Annotated in this window: 16 protein-coding genes; 11 read left to right on the plus strand and 5 right to left on the minus strand. The window is 64.3% G+C overall.

Features of this window, described 5'->3' with window-relative positions:
• From FJ426_RS12995 to FJ426_RS13020, 6 genes are all read left to right on the plus strand, one after another.
• Positions 1-1,044 (plus strand): flagellar hook-associated family protein, encoded by a 1,044-nt coding sequence (locus FJ426_RS12995; protein WP_140496231.1) that lies wholly within the window; start codon positions 1-3, stop codon positions 1,042-1,044.
• A gap of 30 nt (positions 1,045-1,074) precedes the next feature.
• Positions 1,075-1,422 (plus strand): flagellar biosynthesis regulator FlaF, encoded by a 348-nt coding sequence (flaF, locus tag FJ426_RS13000; RefSeq protein WP_140496232.1) that lies wholly within the window; start codon positions 1,075-1,077, stop codon positions 1,420-1,422.
• Complete coding sequence (gene flbT / locus FJ426_RS13005) at positions 1,419-1,859, plus strand: flagellar biosynthesis repressor FlbT (RefSeq protein ID WP_140496233.1); 441 nt, start codon at positions 1,419-1,421, stop codon at positions 1,857-1,859. The genes flaF and flbT overlap by 4 nt, the downstream gene beginning before the upstream one ends.
• Positions 1,859-2,266, plus strand: coding sequence for a flagellar hook assembly protein FlgD (flgD, locus tag FJ426_RS13010; RefSeq protein WP_140560323.1), 408 nt, complete (start codon positions 1,859-1,861; stop codon positions 2,264-2,266). Before flbT ends, flgD begins: the two co-directional genes overlap by 1 nt.
• A 21-nt stretch (positions 2,267-2,287) precedes the next feature.
• Positions 2,288-2,554, plus strand: a complete 267-nt coding sequence (fliQ, locus tag FJ426_RS13015; protein ID WP_140496235.1) for a flagellar biosynthesis protein FliQ — start codon at positions 2,288-2,290, stop codon at positions 2,552-2,554.
• A gap of 271 nt (positions 2,555-2,825) precedes the next feature.
• Complete coding sequence (locus tag FJ426_RS13020; protein ID WP_140522340.1) at positions 2,826-4,469, plus strand: MFS transporter; 1,644 nt, start codon at positions 2,826-2,828, stop codon at positions 4,467-4,469.
• 53 nt (positions 4,470-4,522) lie between these two features.
• On the opposite strand, the gene FJ426_RS13025 is transcribed toward FJ426_RS13020, so the two are convergent.
• From FJ426_RS13025 to FJ426_RS13035, 3 genes are all read right to left on the minus strand, one after another.
• The gene (locus tag FJ426_RS13025) at positions 4,523-5,260 is read right to left on the minus strand and encodes a DUF4336 domain-containing protein (RefSeq protein WP_140560322.1); all 738 of its coding nucleotides are present in this window, start codon (positions 5,258-5,260) and stop codon (positions 4,523-4,525) included.
• A 96-nt stretch (positions 5,261-5,356) separates the two neighbouring features.
• A complete protein-coding gene (locus tag FJ426_RS13030; protein ID WP_140522344.1) occupies positions 5,357-7,153 on the minus strand; it encodes a chloride channel protein in 1,797 nt (598 codons plus the stop codon).
• Positions 7,154-7,284: 131 nt separating this feature from the next.
• The gene (locus FJ426_RS13035) at positions 7,285-7,584 is read right to left on the minus strand and encodes a putative quinol monooxygenase (protein ID WP_140556597.1); all 300 of its coding nucleotides are present in this window, start codon (positions 7,582-7,584) and stop codon (positions 7,285-7,287) included.
• Between the two features lie 113 nt (positions 7,585-7,697).
• Between FJ426_RS13035 and flhA the strand changes: the two genes are divergently transcribed.
• Genes flhA through FJ426_RS13050 form a run of 3 tightly spaced genes read left to right on the plus strand, consistent with a single transcriptional unit; the run spans position 7,698 to position 10,919 of the window.
• Positions 7,698-9,785, plus strand: coding sequence for a flagellar biosynthesis protein FlhA (gene flhA / locus FJ426_RS13040; RefSeq protein ID WP_140496240.1), 2,088 nt, complete (start codon positions 7,698-7,700; stop codon positions 9,783-9,785).
• Positions 9,782-10,534, plus strand: coding sequence for a flagellar biosynthetic protein FliR (fliR, locus tag FJ426_RS13045; RefSeq protein WP_140496241.1), 753 nt, complete (start codon positions 9,782-9,784; stop codon positions 10,532-10,534). Before flhA ends, fliR begins: the two co-directional genes overlap by 4 nt.
• A 1-nt stretch (position 10,535) precedes the next feature.
• Positions 10,536-10,919, plus strand: coding sequence for a hypothetical protein (locus tag FJ426_RS13050; protein WP_140496242.1), 384 nt, complete (start codon positions 10,536-10,538; stop codon positions 10,917-10,919).
• A gap of 175 nt (positions 10,920-11,094) precedes the next feature.
• On the opposite strand, the gene FJ426_RS13055 is transcribed toward FJ426_RS13050, so the two are convergent.
• Both FJ426_RS13055 and FJ426_RS13060 read right to left on the minus strand, forming a co-directional pair.
• Complete coding sequence (locus FJ426_RS13055) at positions 11,095-11,553, minus strand: nuclear transport factor 2 family protein (RefSeq protein WP_140560321.1); 459 nt, start codon at positions 11,551-11,553, stop codon at positions 11,095-11,097.
• Between the two features lie 81 nt (positions 11,554-11,634).
• Positions 11,635-11,997 carry a hypothetical protein gene (locus FJ426_RS13060; protein WP_140560320.1) on the minus strand — a complete coding sequence of 121 codons (363 nt, stop codon included), beginning with the start codon at positions 11,995-11,997 and terminating at the stop codon, positions 11,635-11,637.
• A gap of 79 nt (positions 11,998-12,076) precedes the next feature.
• On the opposite strand from FJ426_RS13060, the gene FJ426_RS13065 reads away from it, so the two are divergent.
• Together FJ426_RS13065 and FJ426_RS13070 are read left to right on the plus strand one after the other, a co-directional pair.
• Entirely contained in the window at positions 12,077-12,655 is a 579-nt protein-coding gene (locus FJ426_RS13065) for a TetR/AcrR family transcriptional regulator (RefSeq protein WP_140513927.1), read from the plus strand.
• 449 nt (positions 12,656-13,104) lie between these two features.
• The gene (locus FJ426_RS13070; RefSeq protein ID WP_140496246.1) at positions 13,105-13,899 is read left to right on the plus strand and encodes an SDR family oxidoreductase; all 795 of its coding nucleotides are present in this window, start codon (positions 13,105-13,107) and stop codon (positions 13,897-13,899) included.
• Positions 13,900-13,999 lie beyond the last annotated feature (100 nt).

A 13,999-nucleotide genomic window follows, 5' to 3' on the forward strand; every position in this document is an offset into this window, starting at 1 on the left:
ATGACCTCAGTCTCTTCGGCCGCTCTCTCGAACGCCATGCGCTATCAGCAGATGCGCATGCAGGCCGAGCTCGTCAAAGCCACGAAGGAGTCCTCGACCGGCAGGGTCGCCGATGTCGGCCTGGCGCTGGGCGGACGCACCGCCCAGTCCGTCACCTTCTCGCGCGATCTCGACCGGCTCAATGTCATTATCGATTCCAACGGCCTGGTGGCCGCCCGGCTCTCCTCGACGCAGACCTCGCTCGGCCAGCTCTCCAGCGTCGCGCAGACCTTGCTGTCGAGCCTGACCACCTCAACGTCGGGCGATTCTTCCGCCAACCTCACCCAGTCGGCCGGCAAGACGGCCGTCCAGCAGCTCGCCTCGATCCTCAACACCAGCGTCAACGGCGAGTATCTGTTTGCCGGCACCAACACCGACGTCAAGCCGATCAACGATTTCACAGCGGCCGGATCACCCGCCAAGGCTGCCTTCGACGCCTCCTTTGTCGCCAATTTCGGTTTCACGCCGGATGACCCCGCCGCGGCAAACATCACCGCGGCCCAGATGGACGATTTCATCACCAACGACGTCGAGCCGCAGTTCTTCGGTTCGGGCTGGCAGGCCAACTGGTCGAACGCCACCGACCAGCAGATCGTCAGCCGCATCGCGCTCAACGAAACCACCGCGACCTCGACCAGCGCCAACAGCGACGGCATCAAGAAGCTCGCCATGGCGGCGGCCATGGTCTCCAGCCTGATGTCGACCAACATCAGCCAGGCGGCGAAGGACACCATCGTCGGCCGCTCGCAGTCGCTGGTCGGCGAAGCGCTGAGCGGCATCGGCCAGGTTCAGTCCGAAACCGGCATCGTCCAGAAGCGCGTGTCCGACGCTGTCGACCGCATGAAGACGCAGGTCGACCTGTTCGAGCGCCACATTCTCGATCTTGAAGCGGTCGACCCGGCCGAAGCCGCGACCCGCGTCGCCGACCTGACGCAGCACATCGAGACCTCCTTCGCATTGACGGCGCGGCTCCAGCAGCTCAGCCTGTTGAATTACCTGACCTGACAACTCTGAACCGGAACGGTAGAGCCAACGATGTACCAATTCTCCTACGCCGACATCCAGAGCACCTCTGTCGCCGATGCGAAGGACCGTGAACGGGAGCTGTTGACCCGCTCGATCGACATGCTGGCGGCGGCCGCCGCCCTTGGCCCCGCTTCGATGGAGGCAGTGGAGGCGCTGCATTTCACCAACCGCGTCTGGACCGCCTTTGTCGAGGATCTCGGCTCCAACGACAACGCGCTTCCCAAGGAACTGCGCGCCAACCTGATTTCGATCGGCCTTTGGCTGCTGCGCGAGGCGGAAGACATCCGCCAGGGCCGCACCCAGAATTTCGAGGGACTGATCGAGGTATCCCAGATCATCCGCGACGGCATTCAATGACCAACACGCTGAAGATATCGCTGAAGCCGAACGAGAAGATCTACATCAACGGTGCCGTCATCCGCGTCGACCGCAAGGTCACCGTCGAACTGATGAACGACGTGCAGTTCCTGCTCGAAAGCCATGTGATCCAGGCCGATGACGCCTCGACGCCGCTCAAGCAGCTGTATTTCATCCTCCAGGTGATGCTCATGAATCCGGCCGGCGCCGGCGAGGCGCGCGAAATGTTCCGCCGCTCCCTGCCGCTGCTGCTTGCAAGTTTCGAGGACGCCGAGATCGGCAGTGCGCTGAAACAGATCGACCGCATGGTCGGCGAGGACCACATCTACGAGGCGCTAAAGGCGATCCGGTCGCTCTATCCGCTCGAACGCCGCGCGCTGGGCGGCAATGACGACGTTCCGGGCGCCTCGCGTCCGCTGGCTGTGGGAGCACGCTGATGACCGTGGACATGACGACGACGATACCGGTTGGCACCAATCAGGCCAGCCAGCAGACCTCCAAGACCGCTGTCGACTACCAGTCCTTCCTGAAGCTTCTGATCGCCGAGATGAAGAACCAGGATCCGACCAAGCCGATGGATTCGACACAGTACGTCGCCCAGCTCGCCACCTTCTCGCAGGTCGAGCAGTCTGTGCAGACCAATACCAAGCTGGACCAGATCATGCAGTCCTCGGCGCTGTCGCAGGCCGATGCGCTGATCGGGCGCTCGATAACGTCCGCCGACGGCAACACGACGGGCACCGTCGCGTCCGTGCGCCTTGCCAGCAGCGGCCTTATCGCCGTGCTGGGCAACGGCACCGAGATCGCGGTCGGCCCCGGCGTCTCGGTCAAGGCGGCAAGCTGACGGCTCCGGCGGGCCGATCCCATGAACGAGGCCGACGCACTCGACATCGTCCAGTACGCGGTGTGGACGGTGCTGACCGCATCCGCCCCGGTGGTGCTGGTCGCCATGGCGGTGGGTATCGGCATCGCCTTGATCCAGGCCCTGACGCAGGTCCAGGAGATCACCTTGACCTTCGTGCCGAAGATCGTCGCCATCATGCTCGTGGCGGCGCTGACCGGTCCCTTCATCGGCAGCCAGATATCGGCCTTCACCAACGTCGTCTTCGAGCGCATTGAAAACGGGTTCTAGCTGCTTGCGGCGAGCCGGCCCGTTCTGTCCCGACGACTTACCGGCAGCAGCCTGCTGTCGCCGATGCGGACCGTGTACGGCATAGGGCTGCATCCGCGGCGCGGCGTCGAAGCAACGCCGCACGGCTGCGTGGTCCTCCTCTATCCTCTTGTTGGACCATGATCTTTTTTTCAGGACGTTCGCTCTTTGCGGCACGATGCCATAGTTTCGGCAAACCATCCGGGGAAACGGATCACCGCAACGATCGGCAAGCCATGACAGGGCCTTTCCTATGATTGACGAAAAGCCGGAGAGCGAGAGCGTTTCGGCGCTGGCGCCGTTCCGGCACGGCATCTTCCGCGCCGTGTGGTCGGCCAGCCTCGTGTCGAATTTCGGCGGCCTCATCCAGGGCGTCGGCGCCGCCTGGATGATGACCACGATCGCCACCTCGCCCTATCAGGTCGCGCTGGTGCAGGCCTCGACCACCTTGCCGATCATGCTGTTCGCGCTCGTCGCCGGCGCCATCGCCGACAGCTTCGACCGGCGCAAGGTTATGCTGGTCGCCCAGACCTTCATGCTGGTCGTCTCGGTGCTTCTGACCCTGTTCACCTATTCCGGCTTGATGACGCCGTGGACGCTGCTTGCCTTCACCTTCCTGATCGACAGCGGCACGGCCCTGAACAGCCCGTCCTGGCAAGCCTCCGTCGGCGACATCGTGCCCCGCAACAAGGTGCCGGCCGCCGTCGCGTTGAACTCGATGGGCTTCAACCTGACCCGCAGCGTCGGTCCGGCGATCGGCGGCATCATCGTCGCCGCAGCCGGGGCGGCGGCCGCCTTCGCGGCCAACGCGGTGAGCTATATCGGTCTCATCGTCGTGCTGGCGCGCTGGAAGCCGCAGGTTCAGCCATCGACGCTGCCGCGCGAATCGCTTGGCGCGGCCATGGGCGCAGGCCTGCGCTATGTCGCCATGTCGCCCAACATCGGCAAGGTGCTGGTCAGGGGCTCCGCCTTCGGCTTCAGCGCCGGCGCGGTGCTGGCGCTCCTGCCGCTGGTGGCGCGCGACGTCGTCAAGGGCGATGCCTTGACCTATGGCATCATGCTGGGCGCCTTCGGCATCGGCGCGGTCGGCGGCGCGCTGATCAGCGTGCGGCTGCGCCAGCTTTTGTCCAGCGAGACCATGGTGCGCTCGGCCTTCGCCGGCTTCGCCGTCTGCGCCTTCAATGCCGCCGTCAGCCACAACGCCTGGCAGACATCGCTCGGCCTGCTGGTCGGCGGCGCGTGCTGGGTGATCGCGCTTTCGCATTTCAACGTCACCGTGCAGATGGCGACGCCGCGCTGGGTCGTCGGCCGGGTGCTGTCGGTCTATCAGACCGCGACCTTCGGCGGCATCGCGCTCGGCAGCTGGATCTGGGGCATCGTCGCCGACGCGCATGGCGCCGGGACAGCGCTGATCGCGGCGGCCATCGCCATGCTGGCTGGCGGCGCCATCGGCCTCGTGCTGCCGCTGCCGCAGCAGCAGGTGCTGAACCTCGATCCGCTCAACCGCTTCAAGGAGCCGCATCTCGCGCTCGACCTGAAGCCACGCAGCGGCCCCATCGCCATCATGATCGAATACATCATCCGCGACGAGGACGTGCCGGAGTTCCTGGCCACCATGGCCGAGCGCGGCCGCATCCGCCGCCGCGACGGTGCCCGCAACTGGACGCTGGCGCGCGATCTCGAAAATCCGGCGATCTGGATCGAGCACTACCACACGCCGACCTGGCTCGAATATGTCAGGCACAACGGCCGCATCACCCAAGCCGACGCCATGGTCGGCGAGCGCCTGCGGGCACTGCACAGCGGCGACGAGCCGCCGCGGGTGCGCCGCGTGATCGAGCGCCCGACAACCGCGGGCACGGCGCTGGTCATGGCAAAGGGGCCGATCGAGCATTAGGAGTGCAGGAAAGCGCGAAGACGTTTTCGTCCGGGCTTGCATCAGACAAAGCGTTAGAGCGGACCCAGCCAGCGGAACGCGCGCTTCAGTTCGGCGACGCCATCGTGTTCGTACCAACGGCCGTGCGCCATGATCACGCGTTCCGGATTCCATTCTATCATCTTTTCGACTGCCGCCTTGAGTTGCCCCCTGGGGAAGGTCAATCGCAAATCGCGCGGCGTCTTGCCATCCGGATCAACGACACCAGCCGCCCTGGCAAGCCAGCGCCACGGCCAGCCAAGCTTCCGCGGTTCGAAGTTCTCGATCAGGTCTGTCAGGATCAATGTTCGGCTGACGGAATGGAAGAAAACCATCTCTGTCATGAAGCTGCCTTCCACCGGCAGCGACTTGAGGTCATCGTTCCACGGGTAGCCGCTCTCGGCACCAAGCTCGTTCGCCTCGAAATCGATCCTGTCGCCCGCCTGCTCGCGAATCCGCGGTGCCAGCCAGATGCCCGCATCCGCAAAGGCCCTGCGCCACATCGGAATCCACCAATAGTGGATCCGGTTCGGCCCGATGATGTAGCGGACCTTGCCCAATCCAGCGATCTCGGCCTCGAGGCTCTCTGTCAGCAAGGTGGGTGAATGGACGAACAAATCGCCATCGTTGACGCGGATGACGGTCATCCGCGTCGGAAACCGCATTTTCGGCCAAGGCATGCCGAAGCGGATGACCGGGCCATCCACGATCCAGATGTCCTTCGAAACCAGCTTTAACGTGTTGAGCGGCGGATATGGTGCGCGGTCGGCCATGGTCTGCTGATGTAGGGTGGAGAACAAGCTTGGCCACGGCAGCTTCGCCTTGCACGAGCTCAGCCAGGCCGGCTCGGCAGCCTACCTTCGCCCGACCTACCCTTCGCCCGACAAGTCCCGGCGCGCTTTTTCCAGCTCCTCGGCATAGCGCCGCATCAGATGGCCCTCGGTCAGCAGTCCGAGCACGATGTGGTCGGTGAAATCCTCGACCACGGCCAGCTCCTCGGCGCCGGCCCGCTGGAAGGTCTCGGCGGCCGACTGCACGTTCATGCTCGGCACCAGGACGGCATCCTTGTATTGCGCCAGATCGCGCACCGCCGTCTCGCCGTCGGACAGGTCGCTGTGCAGTTCGGCAACGATCAGCACGCCGACATACTGGTCACCCGCGTCGACGGCAATGACGCGCTGGGCCGAACCCAGCGGCACCTGCTTGCGGAAGGCCGCAAGCGTCGTGTCGGCATTGATGGTCTTGATGTCCTTGCGCATCATCGAGCCGACGGTCAGGCTGCGCATCCAGCCGACGTCATGGGCGCTGCGGATCGTCTCGCCGCGCAGATGAAAACGCCACGTCGAGAAGGAGTAGCCGAAGGTCTCGCGCACCAGGATCGCCGCCATGATCGAGGCCGCCAGGACGACGCCGGTTAGCGTCAGGTCGCGGGTCGATTCCAGCGCCAGGAACGTCATCGTCAGCGGCCCGCCGACGACGCCGACCGCCAGCGATGTCATGCCGACGACGGCAGCGACGGCGGGATCGATGCCGGTCGACGGCGAGATGAAAGCCATCACATCGGCGAATGCCTTGCCGAGCAGGGCGCCAAGAAACAGAGAAGCGAAGAACAGTCCGCCGCGAAACCCCGAACCCAGCGAGATCGCGGAAGCCGCCAGCTTCAGCACGAAGACGCTGGCCACCACGCTCAGCCCATAGTTCATGGCGAATTCGCGATGCAGCGCGCCGTGGCCGCTCGACAGCACCTGTGGCGTGACCAGCCCAAGCAGGCCGACGATGACGCCGCCGATGACGGGACGCAGCGAGGCGTCGACCGACAGTTTGGCAAAGGCGCGCTCGACCAGCGTCACCAGATGCATGATGGCGATCGAGGCGGCCCCGCCAAGAAGCCCAAGCAGCAGGAAGGGCACGTACTGGCTGGCCGTGAGTGCCGGCAGGCCCGCAAGCTCCAGCGGGAACGGCACGCCGCCGAACATCTCGGCGGTGAGCGAGGCGGAGATCGCCGCCGTCATGACAGGCACCACATTGGCGACCGAATAGATGCCGATGACCAGTTCGAAACCATAGAAAGCGCCGGTCAGCGGCGCATCGAAAGCCGCCGCGATGGCGCCGGCGGCGCCGCAGCCGACCAGGATGCGGACATCGTTGCGGCGTAGCTTGAACAGCCGCGCCAGCCGCGAAGCCAGGCCGGAACCGACCTGCGTGTAGCCGGCCTCCAGCCCGACAGAGGCGCCGAAACCGCTGGAGAGCATGGTCTGGCCGGCGATGATGAACGTATCGGTCAGCGACATGCGACCGCCATAGAGCGCGTTGGCCTCGATCGGGTCGACAGGCGTGCGGAATCTCCGCTTTCTCAGCCAGATCACCGTCAGCCCGAGCAGGATGCCGCCGATCGCCGGGATCAGGGCCTGCATGGGGTGGGCGAGGGAGAACATGCCCGAAAGCCGGCCGCCGGCCTGCACGCCGAACAACAGCCCGTGCAGGTCCTGCACGATCTGGCTCATCGCGGTGACCAGTATGCCCGCCATCACGCCGACGATGCCGGCAAGGACGACAACCGCTATGCCTCGCGCTTCGAGCAGCGGGATCGAATTGATGAGCACCGCGCGCAGCCGGCGAGCGTAGACTTGCGGTTGATTCCTGGGCGATTGGTTTTTGGTAAGCACCGGAGCGGCTCGCCGACATCAGCAAGGCATTGAAAACACTGCCGTGCTGATACGCCGAGCGGCACCGCATGGCAACCACAATGACGGCGCCCGCGCGCCCTTTGGGAGGGAGCCCGTCCGGCCGCCGATGGTCAGGTCGGCTTCGGGTCGCCGGCCTCGTAGAGCACGAGATTGCGCTCGCCGATGCCGAGCGCCGGCCAGCTTGCGCGCCAGTCCACAAGGTGTGGCGCGGCGAAATGTGCGTCGAGCGCCGCCCTGTCACTCCAGACTTCCGTGACCCGGATCAACCCGGCATCGAGGACATCCTGCGCATAGGAGTATGCGAGGCAACCGGGCTCGGCACGGCTGGCGACAACCATGCGTTCCATCGCTGGCCTTGCCTGTTCGAGCTTGTCGGGTGGCAGACGAACCGTGCCGATGACCAGCAGCATGAGATTTCCTTTCGATGGTTGGGCAGGCCACTCTCCCACCCTCGCGCAAGCTTGGCCAGCTACCCTCGCCGGGCTGTCGCATGCTCGGCAGCCCACGGTTTTCGAGGACTAGAATGGCGATAAGCGAAAGCATCCAGCCCGGCGCCGTGGCCAAGAACGGTCGCGACGTCTTCTTCGCGCTGGGCATCGTCATCATCCTGGCCGTGCTGTTCCTGCCGATCCCGGCCTTTCTCATCGACGTCGGCCTTGCCTTCTCGATCGCCCTTTCGGTGCTGATCCTGATGGTGGCACTGTGGATCCAGCGGCCGCTCGACTTCTCCTCGTTTCCGACCGTACTGCTCATCGCTACCATGCTGCGGCTATCGCTTAACATCGCCACCACGCGCATGATCCTGTCGCACGGCAATGAAGGCACGCATGCAGCCGGCTACGTCATCGCCGGCTTCTCCAAACTGGTCATGGCCAGCGATTTCGTCATCGGCCTGATCGTCTTCATGATCCTGATCGTGGTGAACTTCATCGTCATCACCAAGGGCGCCACCCGTATCGCCGAGGTCGGCGCCCGTTTCACCCTCGATGCCATCCCCGGCAAGCAGATGTCGATCGACGCCGACCTCTCCGCCGGCATGATCGACGACAAGACAGCGCAGTTGCGCCGCCGCGAGCTGGAAGAGGAATCCTCCTTCTTCGGCTCGATGGACGGCGCCTCGAAATTCGTCCGCGGCGACGCCATCGCCGGCCTCATCATCACCGCCATCAACATCGTCGGCGGCATCGCCATCGGCTATATCAGGCACGGCATGGGCATGGGCGAGGCCGCCGACGTGTTCATCAAGCTGTCGGTCGGCGACGGTCTGGTCACCCAGATCCCGGCGCTCATCGTCTCGCTCGCCGCCGGCCTGCTGGTTTCCAAGGGCGGTACGCGCGGTTCGACGAACCAGGCCGTGTTCGGGCAGCTCGGCGCGCATCCGCGCGCGCTCTATGTGGCGGCGGCGCTGCTGGTGCTGCTCGGGCTGATGCCAGGCCTGCCCTTCTTCCCCTTCTTCGCGCTCGCCGGCGGCATGGCCGGCCTCGGCTATGTCATTCCGATGCGCCACAACCGGGCCATGGCCGAGGCCGAGGCGCTGAAGAACCAGGAGAAGGCGACCAAGGCCGAGGAAGAGAAGAACTCGGTCAAGGCCTCGCTCGCCACCGCCGAGATCGAGCTTCTGATCGGCAAGCAGCTTTCGACCCGGCTGCTGGTCTCGCATCAGGAGCTGGTCTTCCGCATGGCCAAGATGCGCAAGAAGTTCGCCCAGCAATATGGCTTCGTCGTGCCCGAAGTGCGCGTCGCCGACGATTTCGCCATCCCGCCGAAAAGCTATCAGATCAAGGTGCACGGAACGGTGGTCGCCGAATATTCGATGCGCGTCGGGGAGATCATGGTGCTGCTCGGCAACCGCGACGTTCCCGAAATTCCGGGCGAGGAGATCCGCGAACCGGCCTTCGGCATGCGTGCCTATTCCGTCATGGAAACATTCGCCGAGGATCTGAAGCGCGAGAACTACACCTTTGCCGACAACATGTCGGTGCTGCTCACCCATCTCTCCGAGGTCATCCGCAACAACCTGCCGCAGCTTCTGTCCTACAAGGACATGAAGGCGCTGCTCGAGCGCCAGGATCAGGAATACCGCAAGCTCGCCGACGAGATCTGCACCACGCACATCTCCTATCCCGGCCTGCAGGCAGTGCTGAAGCTGCTGCTGGCCGAGCGTGTCTCGATCCGCAACCTGCACCTGATCATCGAGGCCATCGCCGAGATCGCGCCGCATGTGCGCCGCACCGAGCAGATCGTCGAGCATGTCCGCATCCGCATGGCGCAGCAGATCTGCGGCGATCTTTCGGAGGGCGGCGTGCTCAAGGTGTTGCGTCTCGGCAACCGCTGGGACCTCGCCTTCCACCAGAGCCTCAAGCGCGACGCCAAGGGCGAGGTGCGCGAGTTCGACATCGATCCGCGCCAGCTCGAGGAATTCGGCCAGGACGCCACCAAGGCGATCAAGAAATTCCTCGAAGCCGGCGAGCGTTTCGTCCTCGTCACCGCGCCCGACGCGCGCCCCTATGTGCGCATGATCATCGAGCGGCTGTTCACCACGCTGCCGGTGCTCTCGCATGTCGAAATCGCCAAGGGCGTCGAGATCAGGGTGCTCGGGACCATATCGTGAGCGTTCTCTCGCAAGCGGTCGTCATCGCGGCGTTCCTCGCCTTCTGCCGCATCGGCGCCTGCTTCATGCTGATGCCCGGCCTGTCCAGCGCCCGCATCCCGGTGCAGGTCAGGCTGTTCGTTGCGGTCGCCGCCACCGGCGGCCTGCTCGCCTTCCTGTGGGACAAGATCTTTCCCTTCGTCGATCCGCGTCCGCAGATCCTGGTGCCGATGATCGTTTCCGAACTCCTGGTCGGCGGCCTGATCGGCGCCATGACCAGGCTCTACATGGAAGCCCTGCGCTTCATGGGGTCGGCCATCGCCATGCTGATCGGCTATGGCGGCTCGGGCGGGCCAGCGATCGAGGAGCCCGAACCGCAGGCGGCGCTCGCCGCCATGATCTCGTTCTCGGCACTGCTGCTGCTGTTCGTCTTCGACTTCGACCATGAGATCATACGCGCGCTGGTGACGTCCTATACGGTCGCGCCGGTCAACGTCTTCTTCAACCCGCAGGCGGCACTGGTCGATGTCGCCGACACGGTGTCGGACACCTTCTTCCTGGTCATCCGCCTCGGCAGCCCTTTCGTCGCCTATGCCATTCTCGTCAACCTGACGATCGGCTTCGTCAACAAGCTGACGCCGCAGATCCCGATCTATTTCATCTCTCAGCCCTTCGTCATCGCCGGCGGCATGCTCATCTTCTATTTCGCCGTCGGCTCCATGCTGTCGCTGTTCGTCGACGGCTTTGTCGACCTGACGCTGGCGAGGTGACATGAGCACGCGCAAGGACCGCCTGAAGAAGCTGGTCAAGGTTCAGGAACAGTTGAAGGCGCTGCACGAGACGCGCCACGCCACCCTCCTCGCCGCCGCAAATGCCGCCGAAGCCGAGGCCAAGGAACTGGTCGAGCATTTCGACAAGGACAATTCCCTCTCCGGCCTTTTCCCCGATCTCTACCACCGCCGCATCGCCCAGGCCGTCGTGCGCCAGGAGGCGAACCTCGAAAGCGCCAGGAAGGAGGCCGGCCTCGTCGCGTCGGCAACCGCGCGCACCAACATGGTCGAGCGCGCCTACAAGGACGTGCGCAACCGCGACGAACGCGAACGCTCCGACCGCGAACGCCTCGATCTGATCGCGCAGAAGCGGGGACAGGAGTAGAGGAGGAGGTCTGGACGCAAAGCAAGCCTTCGCAGCGGAATCCTGACTGACCGCTTTGCGCCTCGTACGGGCTATGGATGCAATTTCGCGTCTACCCAGAAGCCGCCCGTACAGCCTGTCGAAGAATGTGCCGAGCCTCCGCATTGCGGAGGATCGTAAAAAGGCGACGTTTCAGCTAGCTTGTTATCTGTTCGGCGGCAGCTTCTTCGAGGCCCGCTGCCGCTTGGAGGGCAAGACCGCGAGCCGCTGCCTGTGAATCGTAAAATTCCTCCAGCGCATGGACCCTGCCCCACCGCAGGGTAAACACGTGGAGACCTCGGTTGATGTACGACGTGTCGCCGTTGAGCAGGGTCGCGGTGCCATCCCACTGGGCAAACACAGTGGTATGCCATGGCCAGCCCTCCACCCAGATGTGATTGACCGTGAGACGGAGGGTGGGCAGAACACGGCCGAGGCGTTCAAACCAGCGGCGCAGGGCTTCCTTGTCGTGGCGCTCTCCACCAAGCGCGTGGGCGCCGCCAACCCGATGATGGACATGCGGCGCGAGTGCTTTCACCGCCGCATCCCAGCGATGATTGTTGACGTCATCGAAGCTCTTTCGGATCGATTTCTCGACAAAATAACTATATAGCATATCACTCTCCTCCAACTCATTCGGTAGCGCGATCGAAGGCAAGCTGTTCGGACGCAGCCGACACCATGCAGGGTCTGCGCGTCAGCGCATTGTCGCGTCGGCTCGCAGGTATGTGTCGGTCTCGGTCGAGATCGTGACCTCCTCGCCCGACCTTGAGAACGCATAAAGCGAATCCTGATGGCCCGGCATGGAAAAGGCCACGGAGTCGCCGTCAGCAAGGCCCATGACGAAGCGCAGCGGATCACCTCCGATCTTCGGCGCGAAGGTGGCGGTGACCTCCAGCAGGTCGCCGTTGACCGGGACGTAGTAGACCACCATGTCGAGCTGTCCCTCGTGCAGGCTGGCAGCTTCGATCGGGCGTCCGATGGTCGCTTCCTCGGCAAAAGCCGGTTTCGCAAGAAACATCGCGGCCAGAACGGACGCACTCAGGGTTTTGCGGATCATCTCATATCTCCTTTTTTGGATTGCGTTCGACCTCTATATAATGTATAGATTACGAATGCAATCTAAAAAGGAGATGGCGATGCGCGTAAGTCGCACTCAGGCCGCGGAAAACCGCGAAACCGTGATCAATGTGGCAAGCCGCCTTTTTCGGGAGCGAGGCTTTGACGGCATTGGCCTCAAGGATCTGATGAAGGGCGCCGGGCTGACCCAGGGCGCCTTTTACAAGCAGTTCGAGTCAAAGGACGACCTGGCGGCGCAGGCATCCAGGCGCGCGATGGAAAGCGCCACCGACAAGTGGTCGGCCGCGACAGCGGCAAACCCTGGGAAACCGCTCGACGGGGTGATCTCATTCTACCTCAGTATGGATCATCGCGCGGAAAAGATGGACGGCTGCCCGGTCGTCGCGCTCGGCTCGGATGCGGCCAGGCAAGGCGCCGAGGTAAAGGCCTCATTCGAGGCCGGCATCAGGGAGTATCTCGAGATGCTCGGCAGTTGGGTTGGCGAGGACGACGGCGAAAAGGGCGGCAACAAGGCAATGGCCGTTCTCTCGACAATGGTCGGCGCGGTCATGCTCTCGCGGGTGGTCAACGACCCGGACCTCGCGCAGGCTTTTCTGGATGCGGCGGCCGATCAGGTTCGCGAGACAGTCGCCATCTGAATGATGCGGGCAGCGGCGCCTGATCCATTGCTCGCCGCTCGGACCGAACCGTCGCGCGCGACTGCGAAGAAGTAACGGATACCGTCCCAGTCGATCATGGAGAAGTTCGCGTCGTCACGTGAAGCCTCCGGTGCGATTTCGCACCACCGTAGTGCGTGTCTTCCGACTGCATGGCGCGCCTGGGCATGCCTACCTCTTGGCGTGGGGCAGCGGCGATGCGTCCGCCCGAAGGAGAAGCGCGATGAGCTATTCCACCATGAGATTTGGGGCTGTTGGCCAGGCATTGGCCCGTATGTTCGGCCGCTAGGCAAGCACCGGGCTCGGCATCCTTCGGCACTAGCATCGGAACGCCTGCGTGCGCTCGCGCGGCTTATCTAGCTGAGCGGCATCAGCTGACCTCCGGGCCATCCGTCCGGTCGTCTGGCCACCTATAATCGGAGATCAAGGGCATGAACATCGAACTCAAGGGCCGAAAGGCCATCGTCACCGGATCGACCGCCGGCATCGGTCGCGCGATCGCCGAAGGGCTGGCGCGCGCAGGCTCCGCCGTCGTCGTCAATGGACGTACGGAAGAGCGGGTCGCCGCGACGCTCCGGGAACTGCGCGCGCTGCTGCCTGACGCCGACCTCACCGGCATTGCCGCCGATCTCGCGACAGCCGAGGGCTCGGCGGCGCTCGCGGCGCAGGCGCCGGATGCCGACATCCTCGTCAACAATGTTGGCACTGCACGTCCCAATGGCTTCTTCGAGCAGGACGACGCCGCATGGCTCGACCTCTTCCAGCTCAACGTGATGAGCGGCGTGCGCGCCGCGCGCCACTATATGCCGGGTATGGTCGAGCGCGGGTGGGGACGGGTCGTCTTCATCAGCAGCGAGTCCGCGCTCGCTATCCCCAAGGAGATGATCGACTACGGCATGACCAAGACCGCGTTGCTGGCCGTGTCGCGCGGGCTGGCCGAACTTGTCGGTGGCACCGGCGTCACGGTCAACGCTGTCCTGCCGGGGCCGACCGACTCCGAGATTCTCGGCGGCTGGATGAAGGCCACCGCGAAGGAGCAGGGCATCACGCAAACGGACGCCGAGCATAATTTCCTGAAATCGCTGCGTCCGACCACGCTCATCAACCGGTTCGCGACAACCGAGGAAGTCGCGAACATGGTCGTCTACACCTGCTCCGAGCAGGCCTCGGCGACCACCGGCGCCGCGCTGCGCGTCGACGGTGGTGTGCTCCGCTCGATCGGATGAGCCGCGTCCCACCGCCGCGGTGGCATGAGGGTCGCCGCGGCTGAGCCAGCCTCAAATCGGCGCCGGCTCGGGTGCCTCATATCGGCAGCGATTGTCGGAT

This window comes from Mesorhizobium sp. B2-6-4 (genome assembly GCF_006441495.1).
Taxonomy (GTDB): Bacteria; Pseudomonadota; Alphaproteobacteria; order Rhizobiales; family Rhizobiaceae; genus Mesorhizobium.